Raw genomic sequence first — 18842 nt, 5'->3', positions numbered from 1 at the left:
GCCGGTTTCGGAGAAATCCGAAACCGGCCCTTGATCGTTTATGGAAACCAGCTGGGACCGGCGTCCCAGACCGGCGTCCCAGACCGGCGCCCCAGACCGGATTCCCGGACCAGAGGCCCGGACCGGCGTCAGCGGGTGAATGCGTCCGCCGCGTGGGCCGGTGAACAGGCGGGCGTCGGGATCCGTACAGCCCCCTCGCGGCACTCCGGCCTGAACAGCCGTCGCTTCTTCGACGGCCTTCCTGCGGTCCACCCCGTTCGGTAGGGCCGCGGTGCGGCCCGGAACCTGCTCGTTCGCCGAGTTGCTTTTCTGGAAACCAATCGGTCACTTTCCGGCCTCGCGGATGATCTCGTTGACCGATTACTTCCCTCATTCGGTAATTCTTCCCGCAACGGGAGGGAGCGGCGTTCTTACCCTCCTCGTGTTGAAGCTTCGGACTCCGCCCTCACCGCCGCTCATCTGTTGCGATCGGCGAGCCGATCTCTGCGGACGGCAACCCTGAGGCGGCGGAGCCGCTCGGGCGGCAGCGGGCGCGGGCTGCCTCATGGGGCGCGCGAAGCCGGATGGGCGGGAAATTCGCTAAAGCTATTGAAATAGCCCATAAGTCATAAATTGCTTTGGCGCGATTATTCGCTTACCTGTTTGAATATGTGGGCCCTATAGTCCCGATTTATGAAACAAAAGGTCAAGGAAAAGTCAATTGAACTCAAAGCAATCGCAAATTCAGATGCGGCTTCGAGTAGGCGCACCCTTCTCCGGGCGGTCGCCGCGGGTGGGCTGGTCGCGGGTACCGGAATGGCCATCGGGGCCGTCCCGGCCTCCGCCCTCGCGCCATCCAGCGCCCCGTGCATACCGCGCCCCGACGCACCCGCCACCCCGGGAGCCGCCAAGTTCAAGCTGTTCGACGCCAACGCCCGGTGGAAGATCAACGGCCAGGTGCACCCACGCGAGGATTCGGACACCCGCGCCAAGGTGGCGATCTGCCAGGCGCCGTGGGCGCTGATCGTGGGTTGTATCGACTCACGCGTACCGCCTGAACTGGTGTTCGATCAAGGGCTGGGCGACTTAGCGGTCGCCCGGACCGCCGGACAGGTCCTGGACAGCGCGGTGTACGGCAGCATCCTCTACGCCGTGGAGGAGCTGCACGTGAAGATCGTGGTCGTGCTCGGGCACCAGAAGTGCGGCGCGGTCCGGGCAGCCATCAGTCTCCGCGACGACCCGTCCTACCCGTTGTCACCCCGTATCAAGACCCTCGTCAAAGAAATAGTCCCGGTCGTTCCGCCGGCCGGGACTCCTGGACGGGAGGACAAGGCGATCGACGCGAACATCCGCCACATACGGTCCCAGATCCTGTTGGAATCGCAGGTGGCCTCACGGGTGTCCGCAGGAACGCTGGACGTGATCGGGGTCCGGTACGAGTTGGACACCTGGATCGCGACCCAGGTCCACCCCTGAGGGCTCCCGTCATCCGGGCGGAGGTTCTCGATCGCGGCCTGAGCCGGCCTCCATCCAGGGGATTCTGACTGTTCCTGGCCGCCGTTGGCCTCGTGCTGGCCTCGCGTGGCCGACCCTGTCGAGGTGGCTCCTGCGGGCTGCTGCGGCACAAGAGGGGGATACCTCGCGCGTGGGGCGGCCCGCGAGGAGGCCGGAACGAGCCGCGTGCCCGCTCGGTGTTGGTGACATCCACGGTGCGAGGGGTAGCCGGTCTGGCCAACCGGCCATCCTCCCGAGCTGTGTTGCCGCTTCCTTCGCAGGACCTTGGTCGTCGTCCGACGGTCTTTCCCACGTCGTGGCGGATGGTGGGGACAAGCTCAGGGCTGTCGGTGGTCGATCCCGAATGTGTCGTTGAACAGCGCCACGGTCGCTGCCACATCCGTGACGAACCGGGCGACCTGCTGCTGTGCCTGCCCGGCCCGCTCCTCCTGGCCCGCCGTCAGCGCGGCGGCCCGGCTGTCGAGTTTCGCTGTCCGCCGCTCCAGTCGCCCCCTGCCCCAGTGGGTACGGGCCCGGCCCGCCCGGCCGGGTAGCTCATCGGCCGGCCGGGCAGGCCCGCCGGCTCGGCGGCGTCGGACAGGGCGCTGGCCACCGCGTTGACGGCGGCATCTGGGCCCGGAACAGGGCCGGCCGTGCCTGGCCTGTGCCACGACACCGGGAATCCGAATCCCCGTTCTCACCCGACCGGGTCAGCGTCCTCGCCGTCCGCTCCAGGGGCGGATTCACCCCGTCCGCGCGGTCCGCCGACCGTCCGGCGCCCTGCGCCCCCGGCCGTTGGGCGTGGGGCGCCGTGATGGACCCGCAAGTCCAGCCCTGGTGTTCAAGTCATCCCGATATGCCGTTTTCCTTTGAGCGTTTTAGCCTGCTCACACTGCTCGGATAGTTGACAGCCGGCTCTGTCGGCGGAGGGCGAGCTTTCATGGCTGAGCAACGTAGGAAGTCCGGATTGGTCGGCGAGATGTCCGCCGAATTCGCGGGCACGATGATCCTCATCCTTTTCGGGTGCGGTGTCGTGGCCCAGGTGGCGGCAGGCGGAGCCCTGACGAATCCGCCCGGTGGGCTCGGGGACCACGACAGCATCGCCTGGGCGTGGGGGCTGGGTGTCACGCTGGGCGTCTATGTGGCGGCGCGGCTGAGCGGGGCCCATCTCAATCCCGCGGTCACCCTCTCGCTGGCAGCGTTCAGGGGGTTCCCGTGGAGCAAGGTGGCTCCCTACGCGCTGGCGCAGACGGCCGGTGCGTTCGTGGCCGCACTCCTCGTCCGCTGGAACTACAGCGAGGCGCTGGCGAAGGCCGACCCCGGGCACACCATCAAGACACAGACGGTGTTCTCCACACTGCCGGCCAACGGCAATCCGGCGCTGCCGGTCCATGAATGGGGGGCGTTCCGCGACCAGGTCATCGGCGCCGCCATTCTGCTGCTGCTCATCATGGCCATCACGGACCTGTTGAACACCCCGCCCGGCTCGAACATGGGCGCGTTCATCATCGGCCTGGTCGTGGTCGCGATCGGCATGGCCTGGGGAACCAACGCGGGTTACGCGATCAACCCGGCCCGTGACTTCGGCCCCCGGCTGGCGAGCTTCATCACCGGCTACGGCGGTGCGTGGCGAGATCAGTACGGGAATTTCTACTTCTGGGTGCCCATCGTGGGCCCGCTGGTCGGCGGTCTGCTCGGCGCGGGTCTCTACAAGGGTTTCGTCGGGCGGTTCCTGCCGTCCGCGGTACCCGAACCACCGGGACGCGTCCCGGCATCCAAGGACTGACGACACCGGCCGGAGAGGTGGCACATCATGGCGGACTTCATTGGCGCGGTGGACCAGGGCACCACCAGCACCCGATTCATGATCTTCGATCACGGTGGCAACGAGGTCGCCAAGCACCAGCTGGAGCACGCCCAGATCCTGCCCCGCTCCGGCTGGGTGGAGCACGACCCGGTGGAGATCTGGGAACGCACCAACTCGGTCATGCAGAACGCCCTGCGATACGGCGGTCTGTCGCCGAGCGACCTGGTGGCCATCGGGATCACCAACCAGCGTGAGACGACGGTGGTCTGGGACCGGCGCAACGGGCGGCCCTACTACAACGCCATCGTGTGGCAGGACACCCGTACCGACGCCATCGCGGCGAACCTCGAACGCTCGGGACAGGGCGACGTCATCCGCCGCAAGGCCGGGCTGCCGCCCGCGACCTACTTCTCCGGCGGCAAGATCCAGTGGATCCTGGAGAACGTCGACGGCGTACGGGAAGCGGCGGAGGCCGGTCACGCCATCTTCGGCAACACGGACGCCTGGGTCCTGTGGAACCTGACCGGCGGCCCCGACGGCGGTCTCCACGCCACCGACGTGACCAACGCGAGCCGCACCATGCTGATGAACCTGGAGACCCTTGACTGGGACGAGGAACTCATGGGCTTCTTCGGTATCCCCAGGGCGATGCTTCCCAAGATCAACCCCTCGTCGCACCCGGAAGCCTACGGTTCCACCCGCACCTCCCGACCGCTGCGCGCCGCCATTCCCATCGGCGGTGTCCTCGGCGACCAGCAGGCAGCCACCGTCGGCCAAGTCTGCTTCGCCCCCGGCGAAGCCAAGAACACCTACGGGACCGGCAACTTCCTGCTGCTCAACACCGGTACCGAGCTGGTCCGCTCGCAGCACGGCCTCCTCACCACGGTGGCCTACCAGTTCGGCGACGGCCCGGCGGTCTACGCGCTGGAGGGTTCCATCGCTGTCACCGGATCCGCGGTGCAGTGGCTGCGCGATCAGCTGAAGATCATCAAGTCGGCCCCCGAGAGTGAGGAGCTGGCCCGGAGCGTCGAGGACAACGGGGGCATGTATTTCGTTCCCGCGTTCTCCGGCCTGTTCGCGCCGTATTGGCGTTCCGACGCCCGCGGCGCGATCGTCGGCCTGGCCAGGTACAACGACAACGCCCACCTGGCGCGGGCGACTCTGGAAGCCATCTGCTATCAGAGCCGCGATGTGGTGGAAGCCATGGAACAGGACTCCGGTGTCCATCTCGACGTGCTCAAGGTCGACGGCGGTGTCACCGCCAACGATCTCTGCATGCAAATCCAGTCCGACGTCCTCGGTGTCCAGGTCAGCCGTCCCGTCGTCGCGGAGACGACGGCTCTCGGCGCCGCCTACGCAGCGGGGCTGGCCGTCGGTTTCTGGCAGAACACCGACGAACTGCGCACCCACTGGCACGAGTCGAAGCGGTGGTCGCCCCAGTGGTCCGAGGAACAGCGTGCGGAAGGCTACGCGGGCTGGAAGCGGGCCGTGGAACGCACCCTCGACTGGGTGAAGGTCCCCTGACCATTTCCTCCCGGCCCGTCGTCCCGCCGCTCTCGAAGCGGCGGGACGACGGGCCGGGGCGTGGATGCCGAAGTCACACACGCAGAGGCCGTATCGGGAGATCTCCGATACGGCCTCTGCGTGTGAGACGGGCTGTGCGGGGGAGTGCTCGGGGGATGCCTGACGCCACGTCGGACGCGACGTCAGGCATCCCGTGTCTCAGACGAGAAGCTTGGCCTTGGCCTTCTCGTACTCCTCCTGATTGATGTCGCCCTTGTCCTTGAGCTCGGCGAGCTTGGCGAGGTCGCTCACATGGCTGCCGGTGCCGGACCCGCCCTCCGTGCCCGCGGCCTGCTTCACGTACTGGCGGAACGCCGCCTCGGAGTCCTTGGCCTGCTTGGCGTCCCGTTGTGCCATGCCGCGGCCCCGAACGATGAGGTAGACCAGCACGCCGAGATAGGGCAGCAGGATGACGAAGACCAGCCAGCCCGCCTTGGCCCAGCCGTTCAGCGAATGGTCCCGGAAGAGGTCCGTCACCACCTTGAACAGGAGGAAGAACCACAGGACCCAGAGGAACAGGTACAGCATGGTCAGAAAGAGGTTCAGCAGCGGGTAGTCATCCATGGCGCCTTTACTCCAATCACGCGAATGGTGACTTATTCATACATCTGGCCTCTTTGTTCCGCATCTGTAGGAGTCCGGAAGGGTCACGGCCGCTGCCGGTTCAGCCGGAGAGTGTGTCCAGGAAGGCGAACAGTTTGTTCCGGGTACGTTCGATCTGCTGCTCCACCGTCAGGGACTCCTCGAAACGGGCCCCGGGTGCCGGATTCTTCTTGCCCCGTACATACAGGGAGCAGTCCAGGTCGGTGCAGAGGTAGATCCCGACGGAATTCCCGTCCCGGCCCGCCTGTCCCCGCTTGCGGGCGGTCATCAGGGAGACGCCGCTGCCCGGATGGGTGGTCAGGCAGACCGAGCACATGCTGCGGTGGAGGAAGCCGCGCTGATGGGACGGAAAACGCAGCGTGATCCCGACGAGCGTGCCCCGCAGGTCGGTGACGATGTAGCTGCGGTCGGGTGCGGAGAGATCGCGCCAGCCCAGGAAGTCCAGATCGTCCCACCGGCGCTCATCGAGATCGCGCGGCATCGGGAGACGCTTCGCCTCGCCCTTGGAACAGTTGACGAACGATGCGCGGATGTCCTGCTCGCTGACGGCTCTCATGCCGACGACGCTATGTGTGCCTATGACTCCTAGGCAAATGATTAAGAGCTGCAGGAGATGTCCGAAGGGGCGATGCGCAGCAGGTGCGCCGGCGGATGCGCGAGGGCGAGGTCCGGCCGCCAGGCCGCCAGGACCTGCGCCGACGGGTCGAAGAGCGGGCCGGGCAGCGCTTCGGGGGAGGTCCACTGCCAGGTGCTGATCAGATGGGGCTCCGTGACCTCCGGCACGCCGGCCCCGAGCGTCACCGACGCCGCCATGCTGATGCGGTTGATGCCGCCGACCACGTCATGCAGCATCGCGAAGACGTTCACGGCGGCCTCCTCGACCTCCAGACCGGTCTCCTCGCGCAGCTCGCGCACGGCCGCGGCGGCGACGGACTCGTGGGTCGGATCGATCTTGCCGCCCGGCAGCTCCCAGGTGCCGCCGTGATGCCGGCCGAGCAGGACGCGTCCCTGTCCGTCCTGCACGATGACCCCCACGCCGAGCGCGGCCTGTGCCACCGGCGGGCGGGTATTGCGGTTCGGGCCGGTGGTGGACTCGGCTGTCATGGTGCCCTGCTCCTTGTGTGCCTTACGGGGACGTTGTTCCGTGCGGCCATCCTCACATTGTCCGGGCGCCGGGCGACCACCCGGGCGGATCCGCTCCGGCGCCGTCGCGCACGCGGAGCCAAGAGGCCACGCGGCGCCAAGAGGCCCCAGGGCGCGGCCGGGCTCAGGGTGCGGCCGGGTTCAGGCGATGAGCCGCAGCGAGGTCGCGGAGATGCCGAGCCGTACGGTCTGGCCCCAGGTCAGTTCCAGGGCGTCGGACTCCATGCCGTCCCCGAACACCACGATCCGGTCCGACTCGACGGTGAGCCTGAGCCCCTGCCCGGGGCCCAGCGCGCCCGCGACCCGCGTGGTGCCGGTCGCGGGTGAGGGCCACGCCTCGCGCACGAACCAGAGCAGCCGCGGATCGGACGGTGCGGGCAGCTCGGGCACGCCGCCGCGCTCCAGCCACAGGGAGCGGAGCCAGCCGGTGGCTCCGGTACCCGTTCCGACCAGAACGCCCGACGAGGCCTGCGCCTCCGCGGCGGTCGCCGCGTCGTCGGGGCCCAGGCGGTAGCGCGCGGTCTGGTGGCCGGGCGGCCCGAGATAGATCTCGTTCAGCGCGAGCAGCCGTTGGGTGTCGTCGGCGACGGCCTCGACCATGGTGAGTTCCTCCACCGCGCAGCTGGGCGCGGCGGCCGTCCGGAGCAGAGCGGGCGCGTCGGCGGGGCGGTGGCGCACCAGGACGCCGGGGTTGCGCCCGGGATCGGTGTCGATCCCCACCACCGGCTGGCCCGAGAGGTACTTCGCGGCATTGGCGACCAGCCCGTCCTGCCCGACCACGATCACCACGTCCTCGGGGGCGAAGAGGAAGCGGTCCAGATCCGCGCGCTCCACCCGGGAGCCGCGCCACTGCAACGGCACGGCGGCCGCCACCTCGGTCAGTGCCCGCCGCGTACGGTCGTGGCGCCGGGCCACCTCGTCGATCGACCGACCGCGGCTGGACAGGAAGAACGCGGCCTGCCCGTGCGTCCCGTGCCGGGCGAGCAGTTCCTCGTACTCGGTGGTCCGGTGCACGAGCACCGCACGCGGGGCGAGGCTCATGCCCGCGTCTCCGGGTCCGGCCGGCCGAGCTTGGCGAGCAGTCCGGTGAGGACGTCGGGCGAGAGGGTGACGCTGTCGATGCGCGGCAGGTTCTCGGCCAGCCGTGTCGCCGCCAGGGCGTGCAGCGTCGTCGGGTCCACCTCGGCGTGCACCCGCAGCCAGGCCGCCTGGGCCTCGGCGCGTGCCGCTCCGGTGTCGCGGGCCGCCGCCGCTTCCGCGCGTGCCAGCCGCACCGTGCGGGTTGCCTCGGCCTCGGTGCGTACCGAATCGGCCGCCGCCTTCTCCTCGGCCGCGCGCCGGGCGTTGGTGCCGCGCTGCTCCACCAACTGCTCTTCCCTGCGGGCCAGTTCGATCTGGCTGGCCAGTTCGTTCTCGGCGATGGCGCGTTCCCGCTCGACCGCGACGGCCCGGCGTTCATAGGTGGCCCGGTCGGCCTCCTGCTGGATCTGCTCGCGGGCCGGGGTGCGCAGGGCGCGCTCGACCTCGGCCTCGGGGCGGATCGCCACGACGCGCACGGCCACCACGTCGATGCCGGTGGCGGGCAGCCGGGGCTCGGCCGCGAGACCCGTGGCGACCCGTTCGCGTACCGACGCGACCCCGTCCACCAGCGCGGCGGCGAGCGGTGTGCGGGCCAGGACGTCCAGGGCGTGCTGCTGCGCGGTCTCGGTGAGCAGGGTGGCGATCTGCTCCAGCGGCGCGCTGCGCCAGTCACCGGTGTCCGGGTCCACGGAGAAGTCGAGGCGGGCGGCGGCCGCTGCCGGGTCGCTGATCCGGTACGTCACGGTGGCCTGCACGGTCACGTCCTGGAAGTCGCCCGTACGGGCGTGGAACGCCATCGCCAACTCGCGGTCGTTCACCGGTACTTCGGACAGCGCGGCGGTCAGCGACCGGTACCAGAAGCTGAGTCCGGGGCCGTCGTGGGCGAGCTTGCCGCGTTTGTGGTGGCGGATGTGGGCGGTGGGCGCCGAACGCAGATGACGCCAGCCGTAGCGCTTGGTGATGTCGGCCATGATGGACCCCCTCGATCTCGTCGGTGAGACGATAAGGGGCCTCGGTGAATATCGTCAAGAGGACGAGAATGGGGTCCTGGTGAGATATCTGGCCGGCACCTCTCCGCCGCCGTGCACGGCCAGGTCGGCACCGTTGACGTACGGTGCCAGCCCGCCGGCCAGATAGAGACAGGCGTGCGCCACGTCGTCGGGCATCGCGGGCCGCCGCATCGCCAGGACGTCCGCCATCGCCGCCCCCTCGTCCTCGCCGTGGACGGATGCGGCGCTCTCGGTGCGGATCGGCCCCGCCGTGATGTGGTTGACGCGCACCCTCGGCGCCCACTCCAGGGCCAGTGCCCGTGTCAGCCCCAGCAGGCCCGCCTTCGCGGCGGTGTAGGCGGCGGTCCCCGGCTGCGGGTGGCGCGCGGAGACGCTGCCGATGTTGATCACGCTGCCGCCCTCCGGCTGCTCCCGCATGACCAGGTTCGCGGCCTGCGCCACATAGAAGGGGGCGAGGAGATTGAGGGCGACGACCTTCTCGACGAAGCGCGGGGAGACGGTCGCCGCGTCGGCGTCGGGGGAGCCGCCCGCGTTGTTGACGAGCACATCGAGCCGGCCGAACCGCTCGACGGCCGCCGCCACCAGTGCGGCGGCGGCGGTGGGGTCCCGGACGTCCGCGATCCGGAAGAGGGCCGGTCGACCGCTCGCCGACGGAAGCTCAGCCGGTTCGCCGCGCCCGCACACCATGACCTCCGCGCCCGCGGCGAGGAATGCCGCGGCGATCGCCGCGCCGACTCCCTTGGTGCCTCCGGTGACGAGCACTGCCCGCCCGGAGAAGTCGATCGGATTGCCGATGTCCATGGTCCGCCCTCCATCGGTGTGGGACTGACGAAGCTACCAATCATTTGTTTGGTGACCTAGGGGTCTGCCGGGCCTGCCGGGCGCGACGGGACACGGTCCACCGGGTGTGCGGCCGGAAACACGGTCGGCCGGTGGCTCCCGAAGGAGTCACCGGCCGACCGGGCGCTGCGCCGCCCCCGTCCCCACGGTGCGGCGCGGGTGGACCGTCTCTCCGCCGGGGCGGACGGTCCACGTCTTGTTCAGGACTCGGGCGGCGGTGCCTCAAGTCCCAGTCCGGGGAGGATCGTGGTCACCGCGAACCGTGTGAGATACGCCTCGTCCGCGTACCGCCCCTCCAGTAGGGGCCGTGCGCGCATCACGCCGAGCAACTGCGCGGCGACGTACTCCGCCGCGGGGTGACCGGCCGCGATCTCGCCGCGCTCCATGCCGCGCCGGACCATGGCGTCGATCGCCGCGATCTCCGGCAGGATCAGTGCCTCCCGCAACGCGCACAGCAGCTCGGGGCTCTGGAGCGCGGCGTGGCTGAGCGCGTGCATGAGCGGGGTGTCGCGGCCGGAGCCCTCGCCGATGGCCCGCGCCGCCTCGCGCAGGTCCCCGGCCAGGGTGCCGGTGTCGATGTGCGAGAGCAGCATGCGGCGGGTGCCGTGCAGCGCGGCGACGACCAGCTCGGGCTTGGAGCCCCACTGCCGGTAGAGCGTCGACTTCCCGCAGCGGGTGCGCGAGGCCACTCCCTCCATGGTCAGCGACTCGTACCCGCTCTCCCGCAACAGGTCCAGCACGGCCGTGTAGAGCTCCTGCGCCCGCTCCGGTGTGATCTTCGACCGGCGTGACGCGAGTGCCGGCTCCTGTGCGCAATCGTGCGACGGCATGCGCTTCCCTCCTGCGGCTCTGCGGTGAGGTCCCTCGATACGTCAGTCTACCGATACGCGCGTGTACCGATACGTTCGCGTATCGGTACACTGGCGTATCGATACGGCATGGAGTGGACCATGCCGCCGTAACAGCGCTTCGTCAGCAAAGGGGCATCGGGTGATACGCGCCCGCAGCAAGCCTGCAGACCGGGAGCCGGACACTTCTGCCCGACCGCCCCTCGTCCGTGAGTTCCTTCTGGTCGCGGGACTCTTCCTCGTGTACAAGTTCGGCCGGCAGGCCGCCAACGGACATGTTGAGGAAGCGTTCCGCAACGCCGGACACATATGGGACTTCGAACGCGCCGTCCATCTCCCCGGTGAGGGCGCCGTGCAGAGCGTGCTGCTGCACAGCGAGACGCTGATCCATGTGGCGAACACGTACTACGCGACCGTGCACTTCCCGGCCACGGTGCTGTTCCTGGTCTGGCTGTACTGGCGCAGGCCCCGCCACTACGTCTGGTCGCGCCGCATACTCGCCGTGCTCACCGGCGCCGCGCTCGCGCTCCATCTGCTGTTCCCGCTCGCCCCGCCCCGGATGCTGGACGCCGCCTCCCTCGTCGACACCGGCCAGGTGTACGGCCCGACGGTGTACGGGAACACCCCCTCGACCGACTCGATGGCGAACCAGTTCGCGGCGATGCCCTCCCTGCACTTCGGCTGGGCGGTGATGGTCGCCGTCGGGCTGATCGTCGCCACCCGCTCCCGGTGGCGCTGGCTGTGGCTGCTGCACCCGCTGGTGACGCTGCTCGTCATCGTGGGCACCGCCAACCACTACTGGCTCGACGCGATCGTCGTCTCGGCGTTGCTCGCCGTCGCCTTCGCCGCCCTCCGGCTGCCGCGCCCCGTTCCGGTCCGGGAGCATCTGCCGTGGCCGTCCGGCGGGGTGCCCGCCGCCGGTTCCGCGCTCGCCGCCGCCCACGTACCGGCGGCCGTCACCGAGCTCCGGACGTACACGGACGGTGCCGCCGGAACACGTCCCCGGACGTACACCGGACCCACCGCCGGTGCCGCCGGGGCGCGGACGCTCGCCCGGTCCGGAGCCCGGCGATGAACGCCACGCTCATCGCCGTCGCGCTGTCCCTCGTCTCCGCCGCCGCCTACGCGGCGGCCGCCGTGGCGCAGTCCCGGCTCGCCGGACGCACCGAACCCTCCACCGGCATCCTGCGCCTGCTGGGCCGCGGTGCCTGGTGGTCCGCGGTCGGTCTGAACGCGGGCGGCGCCCTGCTCCATGTCGCCGCGCTGAAGTACGGCCCGCTGACCCTCGTCCAGCCGCTGGGCGCGCTCACCCTCGTCGCCGCCGTCCCGCTCGGCGCGCGCGCCGCCGGGCGCCGGGTCAGCCGGACCGAATGGCGCGGCACGGTCCTCACCCTCCTCGGCCTCGGAGCCCTGCTGCTCAGCTCGGGCGGCACCGCCCCGCACGAGACCCTGAGCCTCGTCGAGGCGCTCGGTGTCGGCGCGGCCACCATGGCGGTCGTCGCCGGTCTCAGCCGCCCCGGCACCCGCCCGGGACTGCGGCACGCGGCGGCCTCCGGCATCACCTCCGGTGTCGCTTCCGCGCTCACCCAGACCCTGACGGTCGCCGTGACCGACCACACCACGGGACCGCTGTTCAGCTGGCGGCTGCTGACCGTGGCACTGCTCGTCTCCGCCTTCGCGATGGGCGGCCTGCTGCTCTCCCAGACCGCCTACCGCGGCGGCCTCGGCGCCCCGCTCGCGGTGGTCACCCTGGCCAATCCGGTCGCCGCCGCCGCGATCGGCCTCGCCCTCCTCGGCGAACGCCTGCAGGGCGGAGCGGCCGGTCTGATCCCGGCGCTCCTCGGCGCGGCGGCCGCGGTGCGGGGGGTGATCCTGCTCAGCCGCGCTCAGGCCCGACCAGCGGCCGTGACCGCGGAAGAGGCCGGGACGGCGGCGGGCGGTGCGCCCTTGAGCGGTGCGCCGCCGCGGGTCGTCATCGGCGGCCCGCGGAAGCGGGACCGCACGCCCCTCGCCACCGAACCACGCGCTCTTGAACCGCTCGCGGTCAGGCCGAGCGGGTCCTGAGCGGTTTCGGGTCCTGAGCGGTTCGGGTCCTGAGTAGTTTCTGAGCGGCACTCAGGGGTCTGCTCGACCGGCTGAGCAGCCTCAGGAGGTCCGCCCGGTCGGCTCCCCGGCTGTCTCCCCGACCGGGTCCGGCGACCGGGCCGGTTCGCCCAGATCGTCGATGGCTCGCGTCAGCCAGCCGATCCAGAAGCTCTCCAGATCGATGCCGCCCCGCAGCACCAGATGCCGCAGCCGGTCCTCGTCGGCCGTCCGCGCGGGCGTGAAGTCGCGCTCCTCGATCTCCAGGTACTCGGCCAGCTGCCGCTGATGAAGCCCGAGATGGCGCCGGAGCTCTGCCCCCAGCCCCGGCGCCCCGACCACCGCGGCCGCCCGCATCCGCAGGAGCAGCGGATCGCGGACCGGGCGCGGGTCCTCGGGCAGGGCCACCCAGGCGGCCAGTTCCTCGCGGCCCGCGGGCAGTACCTCGTACTCCTTCTTCTGCCCACGCGCCGGCTGCGCCGCGGGCAGCGCCCTGATCCGCCCGGCCTGTTCCAGTTTCCCGAGTTCGCGATAGATCTGCTGGTGCGTGGACGACCAGAAGTAACCGATCGAACGGTCGAACCTGCGGGTCAGCTCCAGCCCCGACGACGGCTTTTCCAGCAGGGCGGTGAGGATCGCGTGCGGCAGTGACATGCAGTGCATCCTAGGGATGGGCGGAACGGGACCTCACAGCGTCGAGGCGAGCTCCGTGCCCTGGCGGATCGCCCGCTTGGCGTCCAGCTCCGCCGCCTCGTCGGCGCCGCCGATCAGATGCACCGGACGGCCTGCGGCGAGCAGTTCCTCGTACAGCTCGCGACGCGGCTCCTGGCCCGCGCACAGCACCACCGTGTCGACGGCGAGCAGGCGTCGCCCGCCGTCGACGGTGAGGTGCAGACCCTCGTCGTCGATACGGTCGTAACCGGCGCCCGCGATCATGTCGACGCCGCGGTGGCGCAGTTCGGTGCGGTGGATCCAGCCCGTGGTCTTTCCGAGTCCCGCCCCGACCTTGGTCGCCTTGCGCTGGACCAGATGGACCGTGCGCGGCACCTTCGGGCGCTCCGGGGCGCGCAGCCCGCCCCGGTCCGCGTAGTCGGTGTCCACGCCCCACTGCCGGAAGAACGCGTCCGGGTCGAGGCTCGCGGCGTCGCCGCCGTCCGTCAGGAACTCGGCCACATCGAAACCGATGCCGCCCGCCCCGACGATCGCGACCCGGTCACCGACCGGTGCCCCGTCGCGCAGCACGTCCAGATAACTGACCACGCTGGGGTGTCCGGCCCCGGGGATCCCGGGGGAGCGGGGCTCGACACCGGTGGCGACGACGATCTCGTCGAAGCCGTCCAGCGTCCCGGCCGTGGCCCGCGTGCCGAGCCGGAGCCCGACGCCCAGTTCGGCGAGCCGGGTACGGAAGTAGCGCAGCGTCTCGTTGAACTCCTCCTTGCCGGGGACACGTCGCGCCACATTGAGCTGGCCGCCGATCTCGTCGGCCAGATCGAAGAGGGTCACCGCATGACCGCGCTCGGAGGCTGTCACCGCGCACGCCAGCCCGGCCGGACCGGCGCCCACGACGGCGACCCGCTTGGGCGTCCGGGTCGGCGAGAGCACCAGCTCCGTCTCGTGGCAGGCGCGCGGATTGACCAGGCACGAGGTGATCTTCAGGCTGAAGATGTGGTCCAGGCACGCCTGGTTGCAGCCGATGCAGGTGTTGATCGCGTCCGCGCGGCCCTCGGCCGCCTTGGCGACGAAGTCCGGGTCCGCGAGGAACGGCCGGGCCATCGAGACCATGTCCGCACGGCCGGAGGCCAGGATCTCCTCGGCCACTTCCGGGGTGTTGATGCGGTTGCTGGTCACCAGGGGTACGGACACCGCCCCGCGCACCTTCTCCGTGACCCAGGTGAAGGCGCCGCGCGGCACGGACGTCGCGATGGTGGGGATGCGGGCCTCGTGCCAGCCGATGCCGGTGTTGATGATGGTGGCACCGGCCGCCTCGATCTCGCGGGCGAGCCGCACGACCTCCTCCAGCGTGGAGCCGCCGGGGACCAGGTCCAGCATGGAGAGCCGGTAGATCAGGATGAAGTCGCTGCCGACCCGCTCACGGACCCGGCGCACGATCTCGACGGGGAAGCGGACGCGGTTCTCGTACGAGCCGCCCCAGCGGTCGGTGCGGTGGTTGGTCGCGGCAACGATGAACTCGTTGATCAGATAGCCCTCGGAGCCCATGATCTCGACCCCGTCGTAGCCCGCCGAGCGCGCCAGCTCCGCGGCCCGGACGAACTCCTCGATGGTCTCCTCGACCTCGTCGTCGGTCAGGGCGTGCGGGGTGAAGCCGCTGATCGGTGCCTTGAGCGCGCTCGGGGCCACCAGATCCGCGTGGTGCGCGTAGCGCCCGAAGTGCAGGATCTGCATCGCGATCCGCCCGCCCGCCGCATGGACGGCCGTCGTGATCTCCGTGTGCCGCGCGGCCTCCTCCTCGGTGGTCATCTTGGCGCCGCCGGGGAAGGAACACGCACGCTCACTGGGCGCGATGCCGCCGGTGACCATCAGACCGACCCCGCCGCGGGCCCGCTCGGCGTAGAAGGCCGCCATACGCGTGAAGCCGTGCTCGGCCTCCTCCAGACCGATGTGCATCGATCCCATGAGGACCCGGTTGGGGAGGGTGGTGAACCCCAGGTCGAGCGGGCTCAGCAGCGTGGGGTAGGGGCTCATCCGGCGTCTCCTCGCACAGGTGTAGTCGAGTCAGTTGTAGACCACCGGAACATGTTTGTGCAACAAGTTGCACAATGGCGTGCGTCGCACCGCGACCCCGTGCCGAGCCCGGCTCCGGCCCCGTCCGGCCCATCCCGACCGTGCCCGTACGCCCCGGGCCGACCACAGTGGAATCCGTACCGCCCCCATCCCGCCCCCATCCCGCCCCCATCCCGGGAGTCCCCATGGTCTGCGTCAACCGGCGTGATCTCGGCCTTCTCCTCCTGCGCGTCGGAACCGGCGCGGTCCTCGCCGCCCACGGCGGCCAGAAGCTCGCGGGCTGGTTCGGCGGCGGCGGAATCGAGGGCACCACCGCCACGATGGAAGCCCTGGGCTTCCAGCCGCCCAAGCGCAGCGCCGTCGCCGCCGGGCTCGGCGAAGCCGGTGGTGGTGTCCTGCTGGCGCTCGGCCTCGCGACGCCGGCCGCGGGAGCGGCCGCGGCCGGAGCGATGGCCGGAGCCGTGTCCGTCCACGCCCCCGCGGGTTTCTTCGCGCAGGGCGGCGGCTACGAGTACCCGGCGTTCCTCGGCTTCACCGCGGCGGCCATCGGCCTGATCGGACCCGGCCGGTACTCCGTGGACCATGCGACGCGGCATGTCTTCGATCAGCCCTGGGGCCTCGCCCTCGCCTTCGCGGGCAGCGCGGTGGCCGCCGCCGCGGTCGTCGGCAAGCGCGCCAAGGGGCAGGCGCGAACGCGGGACGAGGGGTAGTCGGACCGATCCGGACGATTCCGGTCGGGGTCACAGCTGGTGGACTCCGGGAGGGGCGGGTCGGTACGGCGTCCCGACACGGGCCGCTCGCACGGCAGTTGAGGCCGTCGCCGGGCGGGTACGGGCGTGCCCCGCCGCCTCGTTCCGGCGACCGGGCTACGAGGGAGCGGGGCGGGTGGAGCGGATCTGCCACGGGGCTGGACCGGGCCGGACCGGGGGAGTGGCGCCCGGTGCGCGGGCCTGGTGCGCTGGACCTGTGCGTCGGGTTTTGGACGTCGGCCCGGCGCGACGGGCCCGGCGGTCAGGCGCGGTTGGTGAGGTAGCCGCCCATGGACGTGAAGTAGTCGGCCGCCGACAGTTCGCGGCCGTCCTCGGTGCGCACGCGGGTGATGGCGAGGCCGTGGTTGCGGCCGGTTCGCGCGTCGGCGCCGGCGACGATCGCCACTCCGTCGCCCTCGCGGTAGAAGACGCGGCCCGGCGTACCGCCGTAGCGGCCCTCGGACACGACCGCGGCCAGGACCTCCAGGCGCTTGCCCTTGTGGAACGTGAAGGCGCTGGGGTACGGGGCGGACTGGGCGCGGACCAGACGCTCCAGAACGTCGGCGGGCCAGTCCCAGTTGATCCGGATGTCTTCCTCGGACCGCTTGTGGAAGAAGCTGGCCTGCGAACGGTCCTGCTTGGTGAACTCGGTCTGCCCCGAGGCGATCAGCTTCAGTGCGCCGACCGTGACCGGGCCGATGAGGTCGACGGTCCTGTGGAACAGATCGGTGACCGTATCGGCGGGTCCCACCGTCACCGCGCGCTGGTCCACGATGTCACCGGCGTCGAGAACCTCGTCCATCATGTGGGCCGTGACGCCGACTTCGCGCTCACCGTTGATCAGGGCCCAGATGAGCGGCGAGAAACCGGCGTACTTCGGCAGCAGCGAGTCGTGGATGTTCAGGGTGCCGTGCCGGGGCAGCGTGTAGACGCGCGGCGGGATCCAGGTCCGCCAGTTGTTGGCCACGATGATGTCCGGGTCGGCTTCCTTGAGCCGCTGGAGCAGTTCCTCGTCGTCGGGCCGGTTGCGGATGACCACCGGAACGCCGTGCTCCTCGGCCAGGTCGGCGACCGAGTCGCTCCAGATCTTCTCGTAGGCGTGCTCGCTCTTGGGGTGCGTCACGACCAGGACGACGTCGTGCTCGGATTCCAGGAGCGCTTGAAGGGTGCGGTGCCCCCAGGTCTGGTAACCGAACATGACGACCCGCATGGAGTTCCTCCTCGGAAGAGCGACTGACCGGTGGCAAGTAAAGCAAGCCTTACCTAATTGTGCAACGAGCCCCGATTTTGGGCCCGTTCGTTGCCCTACTTCTGACACTCGTCCGTTTTGCCCGGTCGACAGGTTGATTCAGCTCAGGTTAGCTTTACCTAAGTTCGGCTGGCCGGTGACAACGGCGGGCCCGGCCTCTCGTACCTTTTCATCCACGCCTGGCAGGCGACCCGCACGATGGGAGTGACATGTCACAGGTTCTTCCTGGCGACGCACCTTTGATCCATGACCTCATAGGTATCGGCTTCGGGCCGTCCAATGTGGCCATGGCGATCGCGCTGAGCGAGCACAACGCGCGTGTCGGCAGGCAGGAGGCGGTCACCGCTCACTTCTTCGAGCGGCAGCCGAACTTCGGCTGGCACCGTGGCATGCTCATCGACGACGCGACGATGCAGGTGTCCTTCCTCAAGGACCTGGTGACGCTTCGTAACCCGTCCAGCGAGTACACCTTCCTGCGCTACCTGCAGAGCAAGGGCCGGCTGATCGACTTCGTCAACCACAAGAACCTCTTCCCGCTGCGCGTGGAGTTCCACGACTACTTCGAGTGGGCCGCGGCGAAGGTCGACGACATGGTCTCCTACGGCCACGAGGTCATCTCCGTCGAGCCCGTCGTACACGACGGAGTGGTGGAGTACCTCGATGTGACGGCCCGTTCGGGTTCGGAGACGGTGGTCCACCGCGCCCGCAACCTCGTCATCGGCACGGGACTGCGGCCCCTGATGCCCCAGGGCGTGGAGCGGACGGACCGGGTCTGGCACAACTCCGACCTGCTGACCAAGGTGGAAGGCCTCGCGGGCACCGACCCCACCCGCTTCATCGTCGTCGGTGCCGGTCAGAGCGCCGCCGAGAACGTCGCGTACCTCCACCGCCGCTTCCCCCGGGCGGAGGTCTGCGCCGTCTTCTCCCGCTACGGCTACAGCCCTGCCGACGACAGCAGCTTCGCCAACCGCATCTTCGACCCGCAGGCGGTGGACGAGTACTACGCCGCCCCCGACGACATCAAGCGCAAGCTGATGGACTACCACGGCAACACCAACTACTCCGTGGTGGACATCGACCTGATCGACGACCTGTACCGCCAGGCGTACCAGGAGAAGGTTCTCGGCACCGAGCGGCTGCGCTTCCTCAACATCTCCCGGCTGACCGGCGTCAAGGAGACCCCGGACACGGTGCGCGCCACCGTCAAGTCCCTCGTCAATGGTGAGGAGAGCACGCTGGAGGCCGATGTGGTGGTCCTCGCCACCGGCTACACCCCGGCCGAGCCGCTCGCCCTCCTCGGTGACGTGGCGGAACGCTGCCACCGCGACGACCAGGGCCGCGTCCAGGTCGAGCGCGACTACCGGATCGCGACGGACGCCGGACTGCGCTGCGGTATCTACCTCCAGGGCGGCACCGAGCACACCCACGGCATCACGTCGTCCCTGCTCTCCAACACCGCGATCAGGGTCGGCGAGATCCTGGACTCGATTCTCGACCGGGGAGCGGAGCCCGCTCCCGGTGGGCCGCGGCCGGTCGCCGACGGCATCGGCTCGGTCCGTTAGGGCCCTCTCGCCCCGACCCACAGTTCTTCAGCCAAGTCCCCCACGCGCGCGGCCTGTTGGCGGCGCCCTCGTGGACGGACCTGGTGCGCAC

At 70.1% G+C, this 18842-nt stretch carries 17 protein-coding genes; 7 read left to right on the top strand and 10 right to left on the bottom strand.

Annotated elements, in window-relative coordinates; all coding sequences use genetic code 11:
• Positions 1-795 precede the first annotated feature (795 nt).
• From OG413_RS32075 to glpK, 3 genes are all read left to right on the top strand, one after another.
• Positions 796-1455 carry a carbonic anhydrase gene (locus OG413_RS32075; protein WP_266811726.1) on the top strand — a complete coding sequence of 220 codons (660 nt, stop codon included), beginning with the start codon at positions 796-798 and terminating at the stop codon, positions 1453-1455.
• 958 nt (positions 1456-2413) lie between these two features.
• Positions 2414-3259, top strand: coding sequence for an MIP/aquaporin family protein (locus tag OG413_RS32070; protein ID WP_266811724.1), 846 nt, complete (start codon positions 2414-2416; stop codon positions 3257-3259).
• 27 nt (positions 3260-3286) lie between these two features.
• On the top strand, positions 3287-4804 hold the full coding sequence (gene glpK, locus OG413_RS32065) for a glycerol kinase GlpK (protein WP_266811722.1): 1518 nt from the start codon (positions 3287-3289) through the stop codon (positions 4802-4804).
• Positions 4805-5002: 198 nt separating this feature from the next.
• Here the strand turns inward: glpK and OG413_RS32060 are convergent, their stop codons facing one another.
• From OG413_RS32060 to OG413_RS32030, 7 genes are all read right to left on the bottom strand, one after another.
• Entirely contained in the window at positions 5003-5407 is a 405-nt protein-coding gene (locus OG413_RS32060) for an SHOCT domain-containing protein (RefSeq protein ID WP_266811720.1), read from the bottom strand.
• Between the two features lie 100 nt (positions 5408-5507).
• Entirely contained in the window at positions 5508-6002 is a 495-nt protein-coding gene (locus OG413_RS32055) for an FBP domain-containing protein (protein WP_266811719.1), read from the bottom strand.
• 41 nt (positions 6003-6043) lie between these two features.
• On the bottom strand, positions 6044-6550 hold the full coding sequence (locus tag OG413_RS32050; protein WP_266811717.1) for an NUDIX hydrolase: 507 nt from the start codon (positions 6548-6550) through the stop codon (positions 6044-6046).
• 180 nt (positions 6551-6730) lie between these two features.
• Positions 6731-7630 (bottom strand): hypothetical protein, encoded by a 900-nt coding sequence (locus tag OG413_RS32045; protein ID WP_266811715.1) that lies wholly within the window; start codon positions 7628-7630, stop codon positions 6731-6733.
• Complete coding sequence (locus OG413_RS32040) at positions 7627-8640, bottom strand: SPFH domain-containing protein (protein WP_266811713.1); 1014 nt, start codon at positions 8638-8640, stop codon at positions 7627-7629. The genes OG413_RS32045 and OG413_RS32040 overlap by 4 nt, the downstream gene beginning before the upstream one ends.
• A gap of 54 nt (positions 8641-8694) precedes the next feature.
• Positions 8695-9480, bottom strand: coding sequence for an SDR family oxidoreductase (locus OG413_RS32035; RefSeq protein WP_266811711.1), 786 nt, complete (start codon positions 9478-9480; stop codon positions 8695-8697).
• Between the two features lie 239 nt (positions 9481-9719).
• On the bottom strand, positions 9720-10349 hold the full coding sequence (locus OG413_RS32030; RefSeq protein WP_266811709.1) for a TetR/AcrR family transcriptional regulator: 630 nt from the start codon (positions 10347-10349) through the stop codon (positions 9720-9722).
• A 160-nt stretch (positions 10350-10509) separates the two neighbouring features.
• On the opposite strand from OG413_RS32030, the gene OG413_RS32025 reads away from it, so the two are divergent.
• Positions 10510-11442, top strand: coding sequence for a phosphatase PAP2 family protein (locus OG413_RS32025; RefSeq protein ID WP_266811707.1), 933 nt, complete (start codon positions 10510-10512; stop codon positions 11440-11442).
• On the top strand, positions 11439-12431 hold the full coding sequence (locus tag OG413_RS32020; protein WP_266811705.1) for a DMT family transporter: 993 nt from the start codon (positions 11439-11441) through the stop codon (positions 12429-12431). The genes OG413_RS32025 and OG413_RS32020 overlap by 4 nt, the downstream gene beginning before the upstream one ends.
• Positions 12432-12512: 81 nt before the next feature.
• Here the strand turns inward: OG413_RS32020 and OG413_RS32015 are convergent, their stop codons facing one another.
• Both OG413_RS32015 and OG413_RS32010 read right to left on the bottom strand, forming a co-directional pair.
• The gene (locus tag OG413_RS32015) at positions 12513-13103 is read right to left on the bottom strand and encodes a PadR family transcriptional regulator (RefSeq protein WP_266811703.1); all 591 of its coding nucleotides are present in this window, start codon (positions 13101-13103) and stop codon (positions 12513-12515) included.
• 33 nt (positions 13104-13136) lie between these two features.
• Entirely contained in the window at positions 13137-15152 is a 2016-nt protein-coding gene (locus tag OG413_RS32010) for an NADPH-dependent 2,4-dienoyl-CoA reductase (protein ID WP_266811701.1), read from the bottom strand.
• 224 nt (positions 15153-15376) lie between these two features.
• On the opposite strand from OG413_RS32010, the gene OG413_RS32005 reads away from it, so the two are divergent.
• The gene (locus tag OG413_RS32005; RefSeq protein WP_266811700.1) at positions 15377-15901 is read left to right on the top strand and encodes a DoxX family protein; all 525 of its coding nucleotides are present in this window, start codon (positions 15377-15379) and stop codon (positions 15899-15901) included.
• A 301-nt stretch (positions 15902-16202) separates the two neighbouring features.
• Here OG413_RS32005 and OG413_RS32000 read toward each other — a convergent pair whose 3' ends face one another.
• Entirely contained in the window at positions 16203-17150 is a 948-nt protein-coding gene (locus tag OG413_RS32000) for a methionyl-tRNA formyltransferase (RefSeq protein ID WP_266811699.1), read from the bottom strand.
• A 248-nt stretch (positions 17151-17398) separates the two neighbouring features.
• Between OG413_RS32000 and OG413_RS31995 the strand changes: the two genes are divergently transcribed.
• The gene (locus OG413_RS31995) at positions 17399-18751 is read left to right on the top strand and encodes a lysine N(6)-hydroxylase/L-ornithine N(5)-oxygenase family protein (protein ID WP_266811697.1); all 1353 of its coding nucleotides are present in this window, start codon (positions 17399-17401) and stop codon (positions 18749-18751) included.
• Positions 18752-18842 lie beyond the last annotated feature (91 nt).

Source organism: Streptomyces sp. NBC_01433 (assembly GCF_026340105.1).
Lineage (GTDB): Bacteria > Actinomycetota > Actinomycetes > Streptomycetales > Streptomycetaceae > Streptomyces.
The sequence above is the reverse complement of the archived record's forward strand: the minus strand, read 5'-3'. Positions and strand labels throughout refer to the sequence as shown.